This is a genomic window from Scardovia wiggsiae F0424 (genome assembly GCF_000269605.1).
GTDB lineage: Bacteria > Actinomycetota > Actinomycetes > Actinomycetales > Bifidobacteriaceae > Scardovia > Scardovia wiggsiae.
Genome location: NZ_AKCI01000001.1, coordinates 1,169,557 through 1,192,304, shown reverse-complemented (window position 1 = coordinate 1,192,304; position 22,748 = coordinate 1,169,557). Strand labels below are relative to the sequence as shown.

Genomic DNA, 22,748 nt, shown 5'->3' with positions numbered 1-22,748 from the left:
GCATATGCCAGAGTCCGGGGCTGTCAGAGATGCAGCTTGAGATCGGTCACTATTTACTTCTTACTATTTATTGTACGTGTTTGCAAGTTGGAAATGAAGCGTGTTATCCGCATTCGGCCACATTGCTCATATTTATTTATCCGGGAGCCGTATTCCTGGCATAGTAAACCTGCTGGTGCTGCATGAAGCGCAGTACGCATGCCGTGAAGTATGCATACTGCCGTCCGGACCGGTGTTTCATGCGGAGCCGCAGGGATACATCAACGCTGCCGTCAGGCAGCCAATCAAAATGTGAAGGAGAAATATGCGCAGAACATATTCACACAGGGGGAAGCCGGATGCGTTCCGGGACAGGGCGGCAGCGCGGAAGAAAGCCATGCGCAGGCAGCGCTTTCTGGCTGCGGTATTTGCTGCCCTGTGCTGTGCCGCGCTGGCTGCCGGTACTGTTTTCCCTTATTTAGGGGCCAAAGCTGATTTCGCGTATGCGGACACACACAAGCTGGACAAGCCGGCAGACAGTTATTACATCACTCAGACGATTGACGGGCTGCCGTATTATCTTGGTGCTATTGCCCGCGACAGCCAGGGGCGCAACACCTACTGCATAGAGACCGGCGTCCATGAACAGTATTCGTACACGTCAAGCACGCCTCTGTCGGATACGCCGGATACGCGCCGGATCGCATACCTTGCGGAAAAATACCGCAACGAGCCGGACCGCATCACCCATGCGGCGATCGCAGCCCTGATCAAGGACCGTTTTGAAGCGCGCGATAAAGGGCTGTGGACGTACAGGCGAGGGCATTTCCTTAAAGAGCATCCTGAGATCCCTGTGCGTATGGAGCAGTTATGGGCGGAGGCTGAAGCGGCAGATATATCAACATTCAGCGTTAAAAATTCATACACTGAAGCGCGCAGGCGCGGCGTGTTCCACGCGCAGGTACTGGATACGCATGGCAAAGCTGTAGCAGGAGTGCGTATGGACATTACGCTGAACGGGCCGGGCGAATTTGACTCCGTGCATTCCCGCACTATAACCGTTACCAGTAGGGATGAACCTGTTGATATAGCATGGACCGCCACCGGTGATGGGGAAGTATCTGTTGAGGCGCGGTCCCGCGTGGGGAGCCTCGACAGGCTGGACAGCCGGCAGGATTATCTCAGGACCGGTGCAGGAGTGGAAGCTGTTTTTCGAGGCATCACGTTTGAGGTGCAGAAAACTTTTCAGCCTTCTGTACATACTGTTGCCGAGTCACGTACCGTTAACGAAGGAGGGCATATTATTGATAACGTTACATCGGGCGTGAGTGCCGGGCAGTGGCCCTCAGGCGCAGAGCTCAAAGCTGACGGCTATTACTTTGCAGGATTGACGCAGGATGACCTGAAAAACGGCATCCGGCCGTCAGCGGGGATGTCTGCCGACGGGTTTATGCGGCAGATCGCTGCCCGCGGATATAAACCGTCGGCATACGGGCATACGTCGTTCACCGGCTCCGGGCAGACTCATGCCGTTACCGCTATGGCAGGGCCTGATCCTGCAGCCGCACAGCCGTATACGGTGAAACGTAATTCAGGCTTCGGAACATGGGTATGGGCCATCAGGAAGAGTGCGCAGGATAAGGATGTGCAGCAGTGGCTGAAAGGGGATGCCCTGTCAGATTTCCTTGAAGCTAATGAAACTGTTGCCCACAGGAATATTGTCAGTGTCGATTCTACGGTTTCCGAGCATACCGCGGCCGCAGGTGCTCAGCTGACTGACCATATTACTGTTTCCGGCTATCCTGAGGACCACGGCGACTTTAAGGGAGACAAGGCCTTCGGTTTTGAGGCTGATAATAAGTTTGCCCGGGTAAGCGTGTACTGGTCGGGCAGTACCCGGGACCAGAAATATGATGAGGCTTTCAAACCTTCCGGCGCAGATACCCCGCAGGCTGACGAGAACCATGAACTCGTAGGGACATGGACGTACGCGGCTAAGAATGGTAGCATCAAGGTTGGCGGCGGAGCCCCTGACGCATATGGGAATCCTGTAAGGATATATGCGAAAAAGCATGGCTACTATGTATTCGTTTATACGTTTACGGGCGACAGCCGTGTAGCTCCGGCTTCATCTGCCTATAACGATGAGTGGGAGATGGTCCGGGTGTATAACAGCCCTAAAGGGACATATAAGCATGCATCCGTCACTACATGGGCCAGCAGCGGCACAGTTTCAGCTAATGAAGCGTTCTATGACAATGCGAAAGTAACGGGGAATTTTGATGACGGTGCTTACGTCACTTTTACGGTTTATGATGCGGTGCCCGGAAACAGCCCGGACAGCAGCGCCCGCAAGCTTCTTGATGAAGTGCGGGTACCGATTGATCCCAAAGGCTGCAGGCAGGCTGCCAGCGCAGAGGGGAAAAGCGGCGAACGCACCTGCGTAGTACAGAGCCCCCAGGCACGTACTGCAACAGCAGGAGTCTCGTACTGGAAGGCGACTGTGAGGAACAGCAGGGGCGAGATACTGGCATCGCATGAGCTTGGTGCCCAGCACGAACAGGTAACAGTTGACAGGCCTGGGCCTAAGGTTCCGCATAAACTGGCGTCAACAGGCACAGGGGTATCTGCAGCCGCGGCTATCGGCATCCTCCTAGCTGCATTTGCAGTTATGGCAGTTATTATTGGGCGGATACTGTATAAAGACAGCAGGAAGTGATCCGCTGAAAAGCAGCCTGACAGCTGGCAGCGCAGCAATACAGATAACAGGTGAGATGCGGCGGGAAGCGCAGTAAGCCCCCCAACTGCATCTCACCACACACTGCTGCCAGCTAGCGTTGTACAGGCCTGATGGGGTGGTATGCGGTTTATTTATTCTCTGTGTTCTCGGCTGCACCGCGGTCTTTACCGTATATTTCGGGGATGAAGCGCTCCTGATCATGGACTTTATCCCAAAGGGCAAGATCTCCGGAAGCTAAGGATCGGGGAACGTCAATAATGCGCTGGTTGCTTGACCCGCGGAACTGCAGCAGCGAATCATGAAGGGTCTTGATGTAGCGGCCGTCTACAAGGACATCAACATTCCGCAGCAGAGCCAGTTTATCCTCTGTCTCACCCGGGCGCATAAGTTCTTCCCATGTGTAGCCGGTCCAGCACCAGATATCTTTTGTGCGGCCGAATTCCCTGCGTATGCGGTTCGTCAGCTGGAGGAGCATAGGTGTGTTGAGCAGAGGCTCCCCGCCAAGAAGGGTCAGGCCCTGGACGTAGTCCAATGACATATCTGCAATGATCCGGTCTTCCAGCGCAGGCGTGTATTCATGCCCGGCGAGGAAGTCCCAGATCGAAGCATTGTAGCATTCATCACAATGGAAAGGGCATCCGCTGACGTATAACGAGCATCTTATCCCTTCCCCGTCGGTGACAACGAAACGTTTATAATCGGCAACCATATCGCGGCTGAGCTTGCGTCCGTCCCATTGCCCGGCTTTCGGGTTATTCGTCAGCGGGCTTGGTATTGAGGGCCCCCTCCCTTCCTCGCCTGCCGCAAAATCGCGATGGGAACTCTGCTTGTGTTGTTTGCGGGATGTAGGGGAGTTATGGGAGCCATGGGGCTGCGGCTGCGCAGGGGATGGGTCTCCGTCTGCCGGGCTCTCCTCGGCCGCCTGCTTGCCGGATCCTGAAGATCCCGCTATCCGTCCGCCGTGCAGCGATATATCTGCTTTTGTCTTTCTGAATCCGCCGCTCATAGTATGCCTTCCGTTGATCATGCCCTGTCCGTTCCGCTTCGGCTCTGCTTCAGCCTGTGCAGGGTACCGTGCCCCGGCGTAAAGTATGTAAGCATTTTGGATGTGCCGTGCGCCTGGCGCTTAATGAGTAAGGCGGCCCTGGGAATGGGGCCGCCTTACTCATAAGTTTCAGCAGGGTAAGCCTCAGCAGGTGGACAGCGGGCTACAGTGCAGAACATTTCGCTCCCTGCCGGGTCCCGCAGCAGCGTTTCCCTGCTGCGCGCTATAGACCGCCTGATGAAGCTTACTTGGCTTCATCCCACCATTCTTTAACGGTGCCGTTGCTCAGGGTAACGTGGCCGGTTTCGCCTGCCATATGCTTTACACGATGGGCAATTTCCTCGTGGCGGCCATGCACCATAGGACGCTGCACCGGGTTGCCGAGATAGCCGCAGGTACGCTTGGTGACGTTGCATTTTTCGGGATCCGCATTGCCGCATTCGGGGCACTTGAAGCCGAGTTCCGTTGGCTCAAAGTCGCCTTCGAAACCGCACTCGAAGCAGTGGTCGATCGGAGTGTTGGTCCCGAGATAGCCGATGCCGATGTTATGGGCGTAGTCCCACACAGCTTCCAGCGCCTTAGGATTCTGCTGCAGCGAGGGGAACTCGCAGTAATTGATGAACCCTCCGTTCGCCAGATAGGGGAAGTCGCGCTCATAGGAAAGCTTCTCCATAGGGGTAGGACGCAGCCATACCGGATAGTGGAAGGAATTCGTATAGAAGTCGTGATCTGTAACGCCGTCTATATCCCCGAATTTCTCCCTGTCCATACGTGCGAAACGGTCGGTCAGGCTTTCTGCAGGAGTGGAATACACGGAATAGTGATATCCTTCGGCATTATCCCAGTCAACGCAGAGGTCATGCATACGGCGGACGATCTCAAGGGCGAACTCTTTGCCTTCAGGATCCCATGAGTGATCGGTCATCCAGTCCTTACCGTAGAACATCGCTGTTGCTTCATACAGGCCGATATAGCCGAGGGAAACAGTAGCACGGCTGCGGTTATAGAGCACATCTACGTTGTCGGTCGGCTTCAGGCGCCCGAAGGCACCATGCTCAAACAGGGTCGGAGCGTTGATAGGGGTCGCCTCTTTGCAGCGCTTGATGCGGAACTGCAGGGCTTCATGGGCAACTTCCATGCGCTGGCTGAAAAGCTTCCAGAAACGGTCTTTATCACCGTGCGATTCCAGGGCAATACGCGGAATGTTGACTGTTACCACACCGAGATTAAGTCGTGAATCTTCAACATCTTCACCGGTGTCAGGGTCAGTCCATCCGTTAAGGAAGGAACGGCATCCCATCGGGGCTTTGAAAGACCCTGTAATCTTAACGATATTCTCGTAGAAAACGATATCCGGATACATGCGCTTGGTCGAGCATTCAAGGGCGAGCTGCTTCATATCGTAGTTCGGTGTGCCTTCTTTATCATTCAGCCCATGTTTTACGGTGTAGACAAGCTTCGGGAAAATCGCAGTATGGCGGTCTTTGCCCAGCCCGCGGATACGGATCAGGAAGATAGCGCGCTGGATCTCGCGGGCGAACCAGTCGGTGCCCAGGCCGAACCCGACAGTAACGAATGGCGTTTGCCCGTTGCTCACACGGTTGGAATTGATCTGGTACTCCATAGTCTGCATGGCGTCATAGATGTTCTTGCGGGTCATGATCTTTGCGTAGATCTCCCGTATCTGTTCAAGCTCATCAGCGTCCCCGGTGAAAGGCTCATCCATCGGCAACGGCTCGCGGTTCTCGAAGTGCAGCCATTTCGGCTCGCGCTCCTTGAAGCCTTCAACGATAGTGCGCGCCAGGCTGATGTCCTCCCCGTCAGGGAAGATCGCGCGTGCAGTGTCGAGGTTCTTGGCGTAGTCAAGCTTTGCGTATTCGGCGAGCATCTCATCAGCGCGGTTCACGGTCTGGCCGCCGTACTGGCTGCCTGCAATATCCTTGATGATCTGGGTGATCTGGGTTGCTGCGGTACCTATCGATTTCGGTGAATCCATCATGGCGTTGCCAAGCTCGAAACCGTTTTTGAGCATATCGCCGAAATTGGGCAGCGAGCAGTTCGTCATAGGGGTAAAGGGCGAATAATCCGCGTCATGGAAGTGTATATCGCCTTTGAGATGTGCGTTGGCAACATCAGCCGGCAGCATATTCATGGCTGACGCCTTGCTGACCGTCCCTGCAAGCAGATCGCGCTGGGTTGCGTAGACATTGCTGTCTTTGTTCGCATTCTCGCGGACAAGGCTCTCATCTTTGTTGACGAGCTTCTTTATTGCTTCATTGACGTCAGATGCCTTCGCGCGCCTGATATCCTTGTCAAGGCGGTAAGACGTGTATGCTTTGGCGATATCATAGAGATGGTCGTTCACCAGTTCGCGCTCTACAAGGCTCTGGATATCGTCGATACGTACAGGCCCGTTGTAACGGCCGGTAATAGCAGATTCCACGCGCTGTGCCATCTGCTCGATCCCGCGCTCTTCTTCCGGGCCGACTTCAGCATTGACTGCGCTGAAAGCAGACTTGATGGCGTGGATAATATTGACGGAATCAAACGGCACAACGCGGCCGTCACGCTTTTCCACCTTTACGGATTCTGTTACTGCCGGTTCCCTGACTACGGTCTCTTCGGCTACAAGCTGGTCCATATCAATCTTTCCTTACTTTCCGTTATTTCCCTTACCTGATGTGGTCTGTACGCTACTTACTCACATTCATGTAATTTGAGGTACTTATATGATGATACACGTGTTTGACACAAAATGTAGACGTGTCTTAATTGAAAATTACTAGATATAGTGGTTTTGGGAATTTACTTACCTGCGTGTAATTTGCAGGATTGCAATCTTCTTTCCAAATTTTATCGATCTAAAAATGTGGTATCCTGCGGCCCTGCATATGCATATCTTGTGGTCACGGAAAATGTGTAGGATTGTTGGAGAAATCCTTTCGCGCAGCTTTTTATTGATTTTCGTTGGTTTTATTGGCTTTGCGCCTGACCGGCAAAGTGTGAGGAGCATCACGTATCCGGTAGCCCCGTGTGTCAGAAGTTTCCCCCGCAGACGCGGCGCATGCGCATAGCGTGATACAGGAAAGGGGGTAAGATGAAGAAACTAAGATTGGCAGGGCACAGTGGAGGAAATATGGAATCTGGCAGCACCGGCGGCGGTATCCGGGATATGCACAGCGGGCAGGATACCCGGGATACAGAAGATATGCAGGGCACGGGAAAAACGCAGGATACAGAGCCTTCTCCTGCGGCGGGGAAACCGGAGCCGGGAGCGCGGAACCCCTCCGGCCGCGGGAAGTTCATGCATATGTGGACCCTGTACCGGGACATGGTCATCACTATAGCGGTAGGCGCAGTATGCATCATACTGTGGGCGGCAGGGTCGGCCGGGCATAGCCGCGCCCTCATCACAGCAGCATCAGTTATTGTCGGCATCCTGTCTGTATATATTGCGGGCATCGTCATGCGCAATATCATGCAAAGCCTCAAATCCGGCAACGTCGGTACCGATATGCTGGTTATCATTGCCCTGATCTCCACGCTGGCAACCGGGCAGATCGCAGCAGCATGGATCTTATGCGTTATGGTATGCACAGGGGATGTTATTGAGACATTTGCCGAACACCGTGCGAAAAACAGCATTTCTGCACTTGCAGAAGCAGCACCGGTGACAGCAAATGTTATCACAGGAAAATTCAAAGACCCTAAAGAGGCTTTGAGCAGCCAATGGCAGACGCGGGATGTGGCCGATGTGCGCCTGGGCGATACGCTGCTTGTCCGTCCCGGCGAAACAGTGCCTGTGGATGGTGAGCTCCTTACAGAGTTTGCTGAGCTGAATGTTTCCATGATCAACGGGGAGCCTTTGCCCCAGCGGGCCCTCGTGGGCGACAGGCTTATGTCAGGGTCCGTCAACGGGCAGACTTCGCTGGTTATGAAAGTTACTGCAGTATCCGCGGATTCACAGTATCAGAAGATCATCGACCTTGTCGCTTCTGCCGAGACGACCAAAGCGCCGGTCGTCCGTTTTGCTGACCGTATCGCGGTCCCGTTCACTATAGCAGCGCTTCTCATCGGTATTATTGCATGGATCATCACGCGCGATCCCATACGGTTCACCCAGGTTATGGTCCTTGCCACTCCGTGCCCGCTCCTTATCTCTGCCCCGGTAGCATTCATGGGCGGCACCAACAGGCTTGCCAGGGCGCATATCATTATCAAGAACCAGTCGGTTATTGAGAGCCTGACGCATGTGACGCATGTATTCTTTGATAAAACGGGTACTCTTACCACCACTCAGCCGCAGGTGACGCAAGTGGAGCTCCTCCCGTCATGGGCTGCACCTGACCGGCGTATCAACGGGTCATGGATCATACGTGCAGCAGGGTCGATAGAGGCATACTCCATGCATATCCTGGCTAAGGGGATCAGTGCTGCCGGACGCCGCGAAGATGCCTTTTTCGGGACGGAACGCATGATCGCCCGCGATGTGAGCGAGCTTCCGGGCCAGGGGCTCAGCGCTCAGATCGAAGGGTATCAGGTGCGTGTTGGGCGCCTTGATTTTGTAGATATTATGGGTGCACATACTACTGGGGATTTTTCGCCCCTGAGAGCTGATGAGATGGCCACTTATATATCGGTCAACGGCGAGCTTGCCGCACGCCTCACTTTGCGTGATGTGCCGCGGTCCAATGCCAGGGAAGTGATCAGCCAGTTCCGCAGGCAGGGCGTGAAACACGTGACTATGCTTACGGGTGACCGGCCGGAGTCCACTGCTGTGGTAGCTGAAGATGTGGGGATAACAGATGTCCGTGCGGCCCTGCTTCCGGAAGATAAATATAATGCTGTCCGATATGCCAAAAAGGCAGACAAGGATAAAAACGTTACTACAATGATGGTAGGCGACGGTGTCAATGATGCCCCTGTCCTTGCGGCAGCCGACGTCAGTGTCGCTATGACAGACGGGAGCAACACTGCTGCTTCCCAGACTGCCCAGATCGTGATCATGAACGATGACCTGTCAGGTATCAATAAGGCGATCACTATTTCACGCAGGACTGTGCGCATCATGCTGCAGGCAGTTGTCGGCGGGCTGGCGGCGGCACTGGTTTTTATGGTCGTCTCATCTTTCGGGGTTATACCGACTATTATCGGCGCCCTTATCCAGGAACTGATCGATGCGTCCAGCATCCTGTGGGCATTGAGGGCTGCGTTTGACAGCCGCGGCAGCAGGTAAAACGACAGTACGATATACAGCAGCCGTATCCGCAGGCCGTACAGTAAAACAGTAAACCTGCTGCTTACGGGCCCCGGATACGGCTGTCCCTGTGAAAATTTGGATATCAGATATTTAGGGCAGGGGACGCTTCTCAGCTGCCGGCTGCTGCGGCAACATTCTCCAGGGAGACCAGTATTTCAGGTGAACGCCTGTCAATAGACCTTCCTCCCAGGGCTATCCCCAGCATAAAGATCCCGCCGCCAATAGCAAGTGCCAGGATGCCGCTTGCCAAGGCGAACAGCAGGTTGCCGTCGCGCAGGGCAAAGAAGCCCAGTACCCCCGGCAGTATGCACGGTATCAGTTCAACAAGGATGAAGATCAGCGGTACAAGGGCTCTCAGCCCCCCACGCCCCTGGGGGCTTTTGAACGGCTGGTCAGCCGACGGCACAGGGGCAATAATGTAGGTGGAGAGGACTGCGCTCATCCCCAGCCCCGTCAGGAGCAGGCAGACAGATATCCCAAACAGTACTGTATATGCTGAGACCGGGTTGATAAAGGTGAACCTTTTCAGAGGGTTGATCATAAGTGTAATAGCAAAGCTGAGAAACATAAGGGTTGCCCCGATCACAGAGCTGATGCTGAGCCGTGCTATGCGCTCGTTTCGTCCGGGCACGCCTGAAGTGACAAACAGGCTGAAGGCCCTGCCGTCATAGGCAAGGTTATTGAATTCAACCGTACCGAAAACAAACCCGACTACCGGGGCGGTAAAAAGGGACGTCAGATTTGCTTTAGGGCCCGTGGCGATGCTCATAACGCTGTAAGCAACAATGATAAACATCACTGACATAAGCTGGGAAAGGTACCGCGCATCCCGCATCCATGATGTAATAAGGCGCCCGACAACAGCACCGCTGGGGCTGTCTGCTGTATGGTTGAAAGCCCCGAGCCCCCTGGCATGGGAGACTCCGGCAGTTGGGGGAGTTATTGCCTGGTATTTCAGGCAGAACCGGTACACCCAGTAGCACACAGCAATAACTGCAGCCATTATGAGGATGCGCAGCACGCATAAGGCTACATTGCCGGCAGCGATATCATTGGGGATCATTGCCCCTGCCCCGAACGGCAGCCATCCGAGTATGCTGATGGGGGCCGGTATGCTGGAAAAAATCTGCATAATATCTTCCGGTGTCTTTCCCGAAAGCTGCATTGATATAAAGCTGCCTCCGAAGGAAGGGACATAGCACAGGGCAATAATCACGGCCACTTCAATGCCGTTAAGGATCATGCGGCCTTTCTTAGTGGTGACTATGGTGTCTGCGAGCTGTGCCAGGGCGCGTGAGACCATAATGACCGTCACTGCACTGAGGATGCCTCCGGCTGCTGCCCCGGCCATGACCCCAATGCCGGCGCTGCTCCACAGGAAACTGGTAAGGACCATACAGATAAGTGTTGTTATGAAGGGGATCCCCATCATCCCGGACAGGAGTATCCCCCGTGTGACTTTCCCGTCAGGGATCCCGTACCGGGCAAATTTCCTGATATCAAGGGATCCTCCCTGACCGCTGATGAAAAGCGTCATAACAAGCCACCAGAAACCGATGCCGGTAAAAGTGGAGACAGTAACCATTGAAGCGACAGGGGACAGCAGCGGCTGCCGGAGCTGCCGGCCCGCCATAACCGAACCTGCAGCAGTTATAACGATAACGGCTAGAGCGAGGAGTGCCCCCAGGATAAAAGCAACAGCCTGCCATTTGCTTTTTTTGAAGCCGGCAAGGGTCATCGCATACCGCATCCGGACGATAAGCCATTCCATGTGCAGCCTCCTATGCCTGAGGGCCCAGCGGCTGGGCGGGGTTGGAAGGCCGGGCGTATGGCGGCTGTCCATCCTTCGCCGGCAGCGTGGGCTGTATTGGTTGTATCGGCTGCATTGGCTGCCCTCCCTGAGGGTGCTGTGCTGCTGCCGTCGCGGCGGGATTGTTCTGGGAAAGCCATCCGAGGTTATCTGATTCATGCAGCCCGCCAACAAGGCTGAGGAAGCGGTCTTCCAGCGACATGCCGCCGCTTACTTCCGCCGTGGTCCCGGCAGCCAGGATGCTTCCGTCGGAGATAATGGCCACATGGTCGCATAGCTGTTCAACGAGTGCCATCACATGCGAAGAAATGATCACTGTCCCGCCCGATTGCGCATACCCGCGCAGTATCTGGCGGATATTCGCCGCAGATACGGGGTCTACAGCCTCGAACGGCTCATCAAGGATGAGGATCTTCGGTGAGTGGATGAGCGCCGTACCCAGAGCAATCTTTTTTGTCATGCCTGCTGAGTAATCCTGCACGAGGATGTTTGCTGATTCGGTGAGGTCCATGGCAGTGAGCAGGTCGTTGGCGCGTGCCTTGGCTGTTGCACGGTCTACACCGCGCAGCATAGCTGCATAGACCAGTGTCTGCAGGCCTGTTAAACGTGTGAAAAGCTCGTCTGCATCGGGCATTATGCCGAGCATATGCTTGCAGTCGTTGAGATTCCCCCATAAATCGGTACCGTGGATAGCAATGCCGCCGGATGTCGGCCTCAGCAGCCCCGTTGCCATCCTCAGCGTCGTTGTCTTGCCGGCGCCGTTCGGCCCTACTAAAGCGTAGAAGGAACCGGTAGGGATATCAAGATCAATATTGTTGACAGCAACTTTTTTATCGAATATTTTCAGCAGCCCCCGTATGGACATAGCGGCTTCTAGATCGTAGGGGGAGGCTGCCCCCTGTGCCTGTCCCGGTATCTGGGGCTGTGGCTGGATAGGTTGCGTCATAGCGTACCTCAATTCGTATAAGAACAGAACTGTCCTGTGAATTTATAGATAAAATCATTCTATTATGCCGCGCCGCCAAGGGCAAGCGGGAATGGCTGTGACGGCAAGCCTTTGTAAAAACTTGCCAGAATACATGAATACGCTTAATAGCGTGACAGAAGTCCCGAGGGATAATTATGAGAGCAGGGTTTTGGATAGCGGGAAAGGCTTCCGGCATGTATATACAGCGCTTGGATATACTATCTCTCCCAATACCTGAAATTCTGCAGGCCTGATCCTCCTATGGTGTGAGGCACTCACCTGTAAGGCGGGCATTGCCAGGAAAAATTGAAAAATAAGATAATTTAAGAATTACGGGGTAAAGAATACGGGATAAAGAAACTGACAGATGAGATTCATTGGGGAAAGGCTGCTGCCCTGCGATCGCGCAGAGGATTGTTGCGGCGGGAGGGGCCATTATTGCCCTTGCTGTGATGTTCTCATTACTTCCGCTGCCCCATGCTCAGGCTGCTGGTGGTAAAACACGCAGATACAAAACCGACTTCTGCGATTTTCTGCCATTTCTCTTTTCATATCTGCGTGTTTTACCACCAGCATGCATGCATAGCTAAAAAGCTGATCATTTTACCGGTTTATCCCGTGAGATTACTGGGAAAATACCGGATTGGTCTGGGAGTGTCGTAGTCTGGGGATAAGAGGAAAATAAGCTAGTCACAAATTAATATTTAGGGATACTGGTCTGTAAGAGCTATATTCTTCCACTGTGAAGATGGCTAAGCAGTACCTTCCCCTCCAACTTCGGGTTCGTGAGGTGAAGTGTCTCTGTTGCCGCTGTTTCTTACTTGCCGTCGCGTTACAGGCGGAAGTGTGATGCACAGGATGACAGAAAATAACTAAATAAAATAACAATAAAATTTATAAATTTGCTGAAAATAATATTAATAAAAATTAATAAGCAAAGAGATAAATTACTAAGAAAGGTCTTGTGAAATGAGCCCTACCGGGGAGAAAAAACAGTTCAGCGGGCTGAAACATATGTCCGCATTGGCCTGGGGAGTATTGATAGCTCTCGCTATGATGCTTTCACTCCTGCCGAAAACTGCGGCTTCAGCAGCAGTGATATCTGACAATATAGTTACTAAAGTATCGATTACAGATTCCAAGGGCAACGAGGCAACACAGCTTACCCCTGATCCGTACTCGCTTAATCTTGACTTCAAGCTGCCCAATAACAAGATCCATACAGGGGATACCAGTATGGTTTCATTGCCTGAGCAGCTGCGTTTTTCAACATCATCTGCATTCGATGTATATTCCGCAGACGGGAAAGTGGTTGCGCATGCAGTTATAGACAGCACTTTGAAGAAGCTGGTCCTGACATATACAGACTATGTAGAAAAGAATTCTGATATCACTGGGAAAATTACTGCGGCATTTGTAGTAGACAGCGCTAAAGTACATACACAAACAGACATCCCCTTCCGTATACAGGTCGGCGAAACAAGCATCCCCGTCAACGGCGGCAAGATCCATTTCACAGGCCCCAGGGGCGACCATCCGCAGGAAAGGCTCGCAAAATGGGGCTGGGTCACCGATGCAAATACAGATGCAATCAATTATTGGGTCCGTATCAATGCTATAGGCGAGACTCTGAAGAATGTTGTCCTTTCAGATACTGCTGCTACTCCCGACATGACTTTTGACCCGGAAAGCTTCCACATCAGGAAAGGCAGGTTCATCAGGAATGAGAGGAACCAGTGGGAGATAAAGGATGCTACGGATGTAACCAGCTCTGCGAAAATCAATTTCAATGCCGACAATACGCAATTCACTATCAGCCTCGGCGATGTCAAGGGCGAAGGGTTCCTTATCTCCTATAAGGCCAAAATCGGACATCACCCTGTCAACCATGAGGCGTTCAGGAACAGTGCATCGGAAACGGCTGTCGGGCTGAACGAAACACAAAAGTCAACGAATAACTTCATCTGGCAGTCCGCATCGGGGGAAGCCAATGGATATAACTATTCCGTAGGGGTCCATAAGCAGGATGATAACGGTGCTGCACTTGCCGGTGCTGTATTCAAAGTCGTGCGTGACAGGTCGAAAGAAGTTGTGGGCACTATCACAACAGATGCTTCCGGTAACGGCCACATCGGCAACCTGCTCCGTGACGACTATACGATCACTGAGGTCACAGCTCCAGCCGGGTATCAGCTGGATACCACCCCTATAAAAGTAACAGCGGATGACCTCAATAACAATGCAAAGGCTGTTGTTAAGAATGCCGTCAATACAAAGCTGATATCAGTGTCCGGCGAGAAAAAATGGGATGACAGTAATGACCAGGACGGAAAGCGTCCCGCGGCTATCACAGTGGATCTTCTGGCTGATGGTGTAAAAATCCAGAGTAAGACGGTGACTGCTGCAGACGGGTGGAAGTACTCTTTCGGGAACCTTCCTGAGTCCAAGGGCGGCAAGAAGATCGCCTATACAGTCGCTGAAGAACCAGTAGATGGCTATACTTCTGCGGTTGACGGGAGCAATATTACCAACACCCATAAAGTGGAGAAGACTTCTGTTTCTGTGGAAAAGAAGTGGAGTGATGCCAGCAATCAGGATGGTGTGCGTCCGTCTTCTGTGTCTGTGCAGTTGTATGCTAATGGGAAGGTTTCGGGTGATCCGGTCACGTTGGATGCTGCTAACAGCTGGAAGCACACCTGGTCTGATCTGGCAAAGAATGCTGCCGGTAAGGCTATTGTTTATACGGTGAAGGAAGTCAATGTCCCTGACGGGTATGTTTCTGAGACTTCAGGTGATGCTGTTTCCGGATTCACTATTACGAATACCCATAAAGTGGAGAAGACTTCTGTTTCTGTGGAAAAGAAGTGGAGTGATGCCAGCAATCAGGATGGTGTGCGTCCGTCTTCTGTGTCTGTGCAGTTGTATGCTAATGGGAAGGTTTCGGGTGATCCGGTCACGTTGGATGCTGCTAACAGTTGGAAGCACACCTGGTCTGATCTGGATAGGAATGCTGCCGGTAAGGCTATTGTTTATACAGTGAAGGAAGTCAGCATCCCTGAAGGGTATACTTCCGAGACTTCAGGTGATGCTGCTTCCGGATTCACTATTACTAATAAGCACACGCCGGGAGTGACTGCTGTTTGTGGTGTGAAGGCTTGGGATGATAATGATGACCAGGATGGTGTGCGGCCGAAGTCTATCACGGTGGATCTTCTGGCTGATGGTGAGAAGATCCAGAGTAAGACGGTTACTGCTGCTAATGGCTGGAAGTATTCGTTTGAAGGCATTCCGCAGTTTAAGGATGGTAAGAAGATAACCTATACGGTGTCTGAACAGCCTGTTGAGGGGTATAAGACCACGATTGATGGTACGGCTATCACTAATACCCACAAGACAGAGAAAACCTCTGTTTCCGTGGAGAAAAAGTGGAAAGACCAGGATAATAAGGATGGGTCGCGTCCGTCTTCTGTGTCTGTGCAGCTGTATGCGGATGGGAAGGCTTCCGGTGATCCGGTCACGTTGGATGCGGCTAACAGCTGGAAGCATACCTGGGGTGGTTTGGATAAGAATGCTTCAGGCAAAGCCATTACTTATACGGTGAAGGAAACCAGCGTTCCGCACGGGTATACGTCGACGATCTCCGGTGATATGGCTTCCGGGTTTACGGTAACGAATACGCATACCCCGGTGGTGCCTCCAACGCCTCCGGTTACTCCTCCAACAGTGCCTCCAGCCCCGAAGAAACCACATCTGGCCAGGACAGGCACAGGCCTATGGGCCATAACAATCGCAGGAACAGCCCTTCTTGCTGCGGGGATTATACTCGCATTGCGCCGCAAAGGCGGGAAGGAAGCATACGCAGGGTAGCGGATAGCGATATGTGAGGCCAGCAATACTTTCCTGCAACTCTGGCTCTGCAGATTTGAGGCCCGGGCGTCACTTCGTCCGGGCCTCAAATCATATGTGTACCTGCGTGTTTTACCGCCGGCAGCGTTAATGCCTGACTGGCTTTCCGTCCGCCTTGCCGCCGTCTGTTTTTGTTGGCGGCGTGCTCTATGCTGGTGTATTGGTAATGCCTGGAGAAGGAGGCTTGGCGCCTCCTCGCAGGACGATAATTCAACGCATGAGGTACTTCTATGCAAAAAACAGTCCCGGTATTTTTCACTGCCGACGAAGGCTACGTCCCATTCCTGTCAGTAGCCTTAACTTCGCTTATCAGCCATACGGATATTTCAGGCAATACACAGTATCGCATTATTATTGTCGGCAAAGGCTTGAGCGAAGAATCGAAAACCAATCTCACCAACATGGCTACCGGCAACGTGAGTATTGAACTGTACCCTATGGATGCTGATTATATTGACTCCGTAAGCGATGACAAGAACATGCTCCGTGCGGACTACATAACGATGACTATCTATTTCCGCCTGTTTATCCCGGAGATGTTCCCCGATATCGATAAAGCCATTTATCTTGACTCTGATACCGTAATAAATACTGATGTGGCAGAACTGTATTCATATGACCTGGGGGATAACCTGGTGGCAGGCGTGCATGATGTATTCATGTCAGCAAATAAAGAAACAACAGATTATGTTGAAAATGCGCTTGGAATGCCTGTCAGGGATTATATTAATTCAGGGATGCTCCTGATGAACCTTAAGGCGATGCGGGAAGAACATTTTACCGAACATTTTGTAAGGCTGCTCAGAAAATACCATGTAGAATGTGCTGCGGTAGATCAGGATTACCTCAATGTGATCTGCCGCGGCAGGATCCTTCTGCTTGCGCGCGAATGGAATACTATGATGACCGACGGCACTGCAGGGTCCGACCACCCTAAGATCATCCACTACAACCTGTTCCATAAGCCATGGCATTACCGCCATGCCGCGAATGCAGATTATTTCTGGAAGTATGCGGAAGATTCAGTATACTATCCTGAGCTGCTCTCTATCCTCGAAAGCTTTACTCCGGATGAAGTCAGCTCGGACGAGCAGAAGAAAGCGCGGCTTATCGGACAGGTAGTATCTATCCCCGGTAACGATGTGAATTTCAAAAAGCTGGCTGACCGCGGTGTTAAAATAACGCTGTAAGTACAGGCCGCGGCTGGCACTGCTCTGCCGGGTGCGCCGCTTTGCTGTACGGTGGTGCTGTCTGCAGCGGTACAGGCAGGCTGCAGGCAGATTGCAGGCGCCGGCTTCGGATTTTACCGGCAGCACACGAAAGAAGGGAATATGATATGAGTTTTAGTATTGCCTCAGCAGGCCAGGGGGACGGGCTTTCTTCCTTTTTCCACCGTGTATTTGGTGGAGGGCTTAATTTCTTCTGGATAGCAGTGATCATAGCCCTGATAGTCTTTTTCGGCTGGATCTCGCAGAAGATTGCAGCAATAGTGTCGGACCGGCAGGAGAATCTTGATTCCCTTATCCGTATACGCAGATACTGCACTGCTTTTCCCGCTGTCCTTTGCTTTCTCGGCTTCTTCCCCATGAAGGCGCTGTATGATTCAGTCAAAAACCTGGAAGGGGGGATGTTTATATTTTTCGTTGTTGTGCTGTGTCTTTTTGAGGGAGCCTGCCAGTTCAACTCGGAACTCACTAGGCACATCCTCCTGCGCCGGCAGAATGAGCCGTATACCAGGCCGGGCAAGCGCATAGTCCAGAGCTGGGTGGCACTGGCAGGTGCCGTTATTATTGCGGGCGGTATGGTTTATGCGCTGTCCCGTTTTCTGTTTGTAACATATAGAGGAGGCGGGCTGATTATAGCGGGTATCAGGCGCTCCTGGGACTTTTCCTTCCTGCTTACAGGGGTAGTTATTATCGCTATCCTCCTGTGGATCGCATTTTTCAGGAAAAACAGGTATGAATATGGGGATCCCGCAAGTATGGGCGATAGTCCCGGCAGCAGTGCTGACGATGAGGATGATGATGCAGATGATGGGGATGATGAGGATGCGTTCCGTGCAGATACTGCAGACGCCGGTACAGACGGAAGTTATGGAACCCCCGGCGGCGACGGGACGGTCAGCCGTACCACCACGACACATTATTCCGTTGATGCGGACGGGCACACATCCAGCTGGACGCGGACCGAAACAACAGATGGATCCGGCAGGACGGCGGCTCAGTTTTTTGAAGGCAGCGATTCTGCGGAGGGTCTGCCGGATATGCCGGATATAGACGGGCAGGATGCGGATGCCGGCGCGCAGGGCGATGGTGATTATCAGCAATATTCACATCAGGCAGGCAATGATTTTAAGCGGTAACGTATCCTGCTATATTTATATTAGCCGGCAGAGCGCAGAGGCTATACCAGGAACATATATCGGATATCCAGTACAGCCTCTGTAATTCTCGCTATTCCCTTTTAATAGGGTGTCTGTGCTTAATCTATGTTTAATTCTTCCCATCACTGAAAATGATGTTAGGATTGGCTGCGCTGAGCGGGTCGCGGACGGCCGCAAGTGCCCTTTTTGCGCCGCCGAAAAGCAGGTAATTCGAACCGATATGGAAAGTGAAGCCATCCGTCAGAGTAACCAGCAAGCCGGGTGACTTAGTGAAGCTTGACTGCACGGTAATACTGTGGATATTCTGGGCCGGAGCGGAGAGGATGATTTTCTCCGGATCCGCAGCAGTTTTTACAGCTCCCGCTGCGGCATGATGAAATAAAGCGCCGAGCAGGCCGAACGTCTGGCCCATAGCGATAAGGAAATAGTTTGCCTTGGTGACAAGGAGGGTGGAGCCGATAACGGCGAATGCCGCCGGCGATGCGGGGAACTTATTGTTGGCGTAATAGTACCCTTTCGCCTCCCAGTAGACCATATCTGCTCCCGCAGGTCCGCCTGCCGCACCGGAATAAGGGCCTGTCGGCTGGGCAGGATAGGCAGCAGAAGGCTGCGCCTGAGCGGGCTGGGATTGCTGGCCGGAATATGGCTGATTGGGGTAGAGCTGGCCTAGGGAAGGCTGATTTGCATAAGGCTGGGCGGGGGAGGGAGAACCCTGCCCCGGCTGCGGCACAGCATATGTGGGCTGGCTGAATTGGCCGTCGTCTCCGTTGTACTGCTGCCCGTCCTGCTGCTCAGGCTGTATAGGTGTGTTCTGCTGTGAGCTGTCAATCATATGACGCCTTCCTCTTAGTCAGTTCTGTTTTTCTGTTTAAATGCAATATCAAAAGCTGATATCGGCATTATGGTTTTGCGGACACGTGCAGATGTTGTGCTGCATACAGTGGGACCCGTCTGCCTGCAAGTGTACTACATGAGTGTGATTCTGCCGGGATATTGCTCCGCTTATGGCCTTTCCGGCAAGTCTGCTTCCGGGCGTTTATTCGGATCTGAAACAGGCTGCTGAAGGACTTCGCTGAAATGTCCGGTACCTTGCCGGAATAGGATCCATGATTTTTTTGCTGTATTCATTCAGGTAACAGGAAGGCTTGCCGCATCGGCTGTGATTTCGGAGAAGCTAATAGTTTGTGCCTTTGGCTTATGACGCAGTGGCGGTTATTTGCGTGTGCAGAAGGAGATTGGTGGGTTCAAGATCGTGCTCTTTATAATGGCGATGGATGATTCATCGCCATTGATGGAAAAGGTATTAGTGGGTTCTTTTTCTTCTTTTCTCTTAACCTTTCTTCTATACGTACTTATACATGTGTGGGGTAGGGTGCCATGAAACATCGTGGCACCCTACCCCACACAGAAAGCTGAAGCGGTTCTGGGCTATCCTTGGGCTTGGATGAGGGCGCGACGTACGTATTCGCTGCGGGTTAAATGATACTTTTTTGCCTCTTGTGTAGCTGCTTCCATGAGGCTGTGCGGGATACGTACGCTGAGAGTGACCAGTTCATCGTTTTCCCTGTGCTCGGGTGGCAGCCCATAGTAGTAAACACCGGTGAGATTATCTGACTGGGTTTCATCTTCTACTCGGGCGCTATCCTTTTCGACCCATTCGTCGCTTAATCCGTACTTATGTAGTATTTCTTGGTCGTTCATAGTAGTGTCCTTTCTGTTTTAAGTAGTTGATTTCGTTAAGCATCTTTTTTGTGACCGGGGTGAGGGCGTGGTAGATAATGATTGTGGAATTTTTCTGCACGTAACATATTTCCATGTCTCTACCGTGAGCGTCTAGCCCTATAGCGATCCATGGTGTTTCTGATCCATTGGTATCTTCGCGTTGGACTGTTATATAGACACTATGGAACGCGCTGATCACATCCTTTTTGCTGATGTGGGGATGACGTTCTTGTATCGTGTCTAACACGATGATTCTCACGATAATCCCTTGGTATCACTGTTCTGTTGTATCTGTGGTATGAACATAAAGGTGAGTGTACCACGATTGCATTACAATCGCAATACTATTGTAATATACATGTATTACATACGTATTATTATTAGAGTTTTTATCAAAGTCCATCTCATTTCCTTCCACAACACCTCATCTTCAAACCTATTATCCTCATCTATCGGATGTGGGTGTCCCCCCCTGTGGAGGGAATATCCCCGAAGGGGAAGAGGGGTATTATGTTATTCTTATGTTTCCTTATAGCAGTGCAACCTGTTGCACTCCTAGAATCCAGGGATGCAACAACGTGACTCATCCGTACGCGCCCGATCCGCCAAAGCAATCAACACCAACCGCGCATACGGTGTTGTTGCTGGAGTCTCACACAACCTTGCAGCCACAGCCCGCCACATTGAGAACACTCTCCGCACCCATTAGCCCTCCACGCTCCTATTCCCTAAGAAAGACGGATGCATTCGCATAACATCTCCTACGCCGCAAGTTTTCGTCCGACACACCGGCCTCCAACCTGTGACTACCTGTAAAACGGCAGACTGCTATAATAAAAACAGCGGTTTCTTGCAAACCGTGAAAAACCAAATACACGTGCGACTCCTTTCTAGAATTGCTATAAACCCTCATCCTCTTTAGTAATAACAGGAACAGTTGCACAGCCCCAGCCCCAATATCTCAGGCTGGGGCATCTTCACATTCAGCCCAAAAATCACACCATAGGCAGCTCCTTTCTTAAACAGCATTACTAGTCACTTTTGCCGAGCAAAAAATCAGCAGAAACATCAAAAAGATCAGAAAGAATTGCGATCTCTTGAGCAGAAAAACGAATACGTCCAGAAATTTTTTGGGATAACGTAGGCTGAGAAATATGTAGTATTTCAGCAACATGAGCCTGATTAATATCATTCATCGCCATTTCGCCTGCAATTCTGCGACCTATTATCGCTTCTAGCTTTAGAATATTGCTCATAGCTATATAGTGTAATATGAAATATAGATTAAAGCAATATAATGGTGTGTTGAGCTATTTGTATATAGGTATATGCTATATTTTATAGTATGACTGAAATAGATACAACGCTATTGCGAGCTAAAGATACGCACAGATCATTGCAAAAGATTGTAAGCAGCAATATTAAGATCGGAATGGTCTTGAATGATGTGCATCAGAAGGATCTTGCGAATGCTCTAGGCATTGCTCAGCCTACGTTATCCCAAAAAATTTCTGGACGAACCGCGTGGACTTTGGATGATATAGAAAAGGCCGCTGCGTTTTTCCGTGTGGATGCAGCGGCACTGGTAGCGGGGCAAGGATTTGAACCTTGGACCTCTGGGTTATGAGCCCAGCGAGCTACCGAGCTGCTCCACCCCGCGTCGGCTGTTTTAAAAACAGCTCCTACCACCTTAGTGGGATATGGGGATTTGTCAAGCCGCGTGTCGCGCCCGCGGGGCTGCATTCGGCCAAGGTGCGAGCTATAATAAGCAATAGAAGCGCGGAATACCTTCTGCAGCATGCCCTGCATCGCATCTGACGGCAGCCTGGTACGAAACTCAGCGAAAATGCTGTGCTGTGTGCACCTTGTACTGATACGCTGTGTCTTTGCCCCGCATCGGCAGTTCTGCACCTGCGTGCGAAACGCTGGGCAAACACCTGAATTACCTTTTTAGGGATTTTGGGCTATAGTTAGTCAAGTTTGCAATAAGGAGGCGATATATGGCTGGTTCTCTGGGGATAGGGATCCTCGGCACTTATGCGGCGGCCCAGTCATCCGTCACTTTAGCTGCTGCTCAGCCTGAAATACCGGGCCTGGAAGATTTCCTTCCTGAAGTTAACCTTTTCCCCGGCACTATTTTTGCCATGAACCGGATCATCATGGTCCGCCTTATCATGACCGCGCTTATCGTGATCGTGCTTGGCATAACGGCTGCCAGGGCAAAGCTCATCCCCGGCAGGTGGCAGTCGGCAGTTGAAGGGGTCCTTGAATTCGTACAGAACAATATCACATATCAGGTGATGGGGGAGCTGCGCGGCAAACAGTATACTCCGTTTGTAGCATCGCTTTTCCTTACTATTGCATGCTTCAATCTGTGCGGGGTCATACCGGGGGCTAATATTGCAGCCACGGCAACAATAGCTATGCCGCTGATGTTCTCGATCGCTACCCTTGTCAACTATTTCTGGACGGCCCATAAGGAGCAGGGGATACTTAAATTCCTGCGTAATGAGATGTTCCCCCCGGGCGTACCCTGGCCGGTATACATCATCCTTGCGCCGATCCAGCTGCTTGAGCTCCTGGTGTTCCGTCCGTTGTCCCTGACCCTGCGGCTTTTCGCCAATATGGTTTCCGGGCATCTGGTTGTGGCTATATGTTTTGCGCTTACACAGTTCTATCTGGTAACGTCAGCAGGCCCGATCAAGCTCGTTGGCGCGGCATGGTTCCTCGGCGGATTTGCTCTGACAGCGTTTGAAATATTCGTGGCGCTACTGCAGGCATTCGTCTTTGCGATACTTACCACGGTGTATATCAATTCAAGCTTCCCGGAAACTGAGTGATCCTGATGGGCGCGGTTGGTGCGGATACCGGCGGTACTGTCGGGGATACGGCACCCGGAAGGTGCCCAGGTACTAAACGGGTACTAGGATAGGAAA

15 protein-coding genes and 1 tRNA gene are annotated in these 22,748 nt (G+C 52.1%); 8 read left to right on the top strand and 8 right to left on the bottom strand.

Annotation, left to right across the window (positions count from 1 at the left end; translation table 11 throughout):
* The first annotated feature begins 304 nt into the window (after positions 1–304).
* Entirely contained in the window at positions 305–2,698 is a 2,394-nt protein-coding gene (locus HMPREF9156_RS0105330) for a hypothetical protein (protein ID WP_007147751.1), read from the top strand.
* Between the two features lie 148 nt (positions 2,699–2,846).
* On the opposite strand, the gene nrdG is transcribed toward HMPREF9156_RS0105330, so the two are convergent.
* Complete coding sequence (nrdG, locus tag HMPREF9156_RS0105325; RefSeq protein ID WP_007147750.1) at positions 2,847–3,725, bottom strand: anaerobic ribonucleoside-triphosphate reductase activating protein; 879 nt, start codon at positions 3,723–3,725, stop codon at positions 2,847–2,849.
* Between the two features lie 283 nt (positions 3,726–4,008).
* Positions 4,009–6,405 (bottom strand): anaerobic ribonucleoside-triphosphate reductase, encoded by a 2,397-nt coding sequence (nrdD, locus tag HMPREF9156_RS0105320; protein ID WP_007147749.1) that lies wholly within the window; start codon positions 6,403–6,405, stop codon positions 4,009–4,011.
* 495 nt (positions 6,406–6,900) lie between these two features.
* On the opposite strand from nrdD, the gene HMPREF9156_RS0105315 reads away from it, so the two are divergent.
* On the top strand, positions 6,901–9,000 hold the full coding sequence (locus HMPREF9156_RS0105315) for a heavy metal translocating P-type ATPase (protein WP_007147748.1): 2,100 nt from the start codon (positions 6,901–6,903) through the stop codon (positions 8,998–9,000).
* Between the two features lie 133 nt (positions 9,001–9,133).
* Here the strand turns inward: HMPREF9156_RS0105315 and HMPREF9156_RS0105310 are convergent, their stop codons facing one another.
* A complete protein-coding gene (locus HMPREF9156_RS0105310; RefSeq protein WP_007147747.1) occupies positions 9,134–10,795 on the bottom strand; it encodes a hypothetical protein in 1,662 nt (553 codons plus the stop codon).
* A 10-nt stretch (positions 10,796–10,805) separates the two neighbouring features.
* A complete protein-coding gene (locus HMPREF9156_RS06935) occupies positions 10,806–11,780 on the bottom strand; it encodes an ATP-binding cassette domain-containing protein (RefSeq protein ID WP_007147746.1) in 975 nt (324 codons plus the stop codon).
* 990 nt (positions 11,781–12,770) lie between these two features.
* Between HMPREF9156_RS06935 and HMPREF9156_RS06930 the strand changes: the two genes are divergently transcribed.
* The 3 genes from HMPREF9156_RS06930 to HMPREF9156_RS0105285 all read left to right on the top strand — a co-directional run bounded on the left by HMPREF9156_RS06930 (position 12,771) and on the right by HMPREF9156_RS0105285 (position 18,069).
* Positions 12,771–15,668 carry a Cna B-type domain-containing protein gene (locus HMPREF9156_RS06930; RefSeq protein ID WP_017147540.1) on the top strand — a complete coding sequence of 966 codons (2,898 nt, stop codon included), beginning with the start codon at positions 12,771–12,773 and terminating at the stop codon, positions 15,666–15,668.
* 269 nt (positions 15,669–15,937) lie between these two features.
* A complete protein-coding gene (locus HMPREF9156_RS0105295) occupies positions 15,938–16,897 on the top strand; it encodes a glycosyltransferase family 8 protein (protein WP_007147743.1) in 960 nt (319 codons plus the stop codon).
* Between the two features lie 146 nt (positions 16,898–17,043).
* Positions 17,044–18,069 carry a hypothetical protein gene (locus HMPREF9156_RS0105285; protein WP_007147742.1) on the top strand — a complete coding sequence of 342 codons (1,026 nt, stop codon included), beginning with the start codon at positions 17,044–17,046 and terminating at the stop codon, positions 18,067–18,069.
* Positions 18,070–18,199: 130 nt separating this feature from the next.
* Here HMPREF9156_RS0105285 and HMPREF9156_RS0105280 read toward each other — a convergent pair whose 3' ends face one another.
* Both HMPREF9156_RS0105280 and HMPREF9156_RS0105270 read right to left on the bottom strand, forming a co-directional pair.
* A complete protein-coding gene (locus tag HMPREF9156_RS0105280) occupies positions 18,200–18,922 on the bottom strand; it encodes a hypothetical protein (RefSeq protein WP_007147741.1) in 723 nt (240 codons plus the stop codon).
* A gap of 596 nt (positions 18,923–19,518) precedes the next feature.
* Entirely contained in the window at positions 19,519–19,791 is a 273-nt protein-coding gene (locus HMPREF9156_RS0105270; RefSeq protein ID WP_007147740.1) for a hypothetical protein, read from the bottom strand.
* 589 nt (positions 19,792–20,380) lie between these two features.
* Here HMPREF9156_RS0105270 and HMPREF9156_RS07190 point away from each other — a divergent pair.
* Positions 20,381–20,521: a hypothetical protein gene (locus HMPREF9156_RS07190; protein ID WP_155998864.1), complete on the top strand. Its 141-nt coding sequence runs from the start codon at positions 20,381–20,383 to the stop codon at positions 20,519–20,521.
* A 322-nt stretch (positions 20,522–20,843) separates the two neighbouring features.
* Here the strand turns inward: HMPREF9156_RS07190 and HMPREF9156_RS07185 are convergent, their stop codons facing one another.
* Positions 20,844–21,068: a helix-turn-helix domain-containing protein gene (locus tag HMPREF9156_RS07185; RefSeq protein ID WP_155998862.1), complete on the bottom strand. Its 225-nt coding sequence runs from the start codon at positions 21,066–21,068 to the stop codon at positions 20,844–20,846.
* Between the two features lie 89 nt (positions 21,069–21,157).
* Here HMPREF9156_RS07185 and HMPREF9156_RS07180 point away from each other — a divergent pair, with 89 nt between their 5' ends.
* A complete protein-coding gene (locus HMPREF9156_RS07180; protein ID WP_155998880.1) occupies positions 21,158–21,439 on the top strand; it encodes a helix-turn-helix domain-containing protein in 282 nt (93 codons plus the stop codon).
* On the opposite strand, the gene HMPREF9156_RS0105255 is transcribed toward HMPREF9156_RS07180, so the two are convergent.
* Positions 21,396–21,472 (bottom strand) — tRNA-Met (locus tag HMPREF9156_RS0105255). The genes HMPREF9156_RS07180 and HMPREF9156_RS0105255 overlap by 44 nt on opposite strands.
* A 340-nt stretch (positions 21,473–21,812) precedes the next feature.
* On the opposite strand from HMPREF9156_RS0105255, the gene atpB reads away from it, so the two are divergent.
* Positions 21,813–22,652, top strand: coding sequence for a F0F1 ATP synthase subunit A (atpB, locus tag HMPREF9156_RS0105250; RefSeq protein WP_007147736.1), 840 nt, complete (start codon positions 21,813–21,815; stop codon positions 22,650–22,652).
* Positions 22,653–22,748 lie beyond the last annotated feature (96 nt).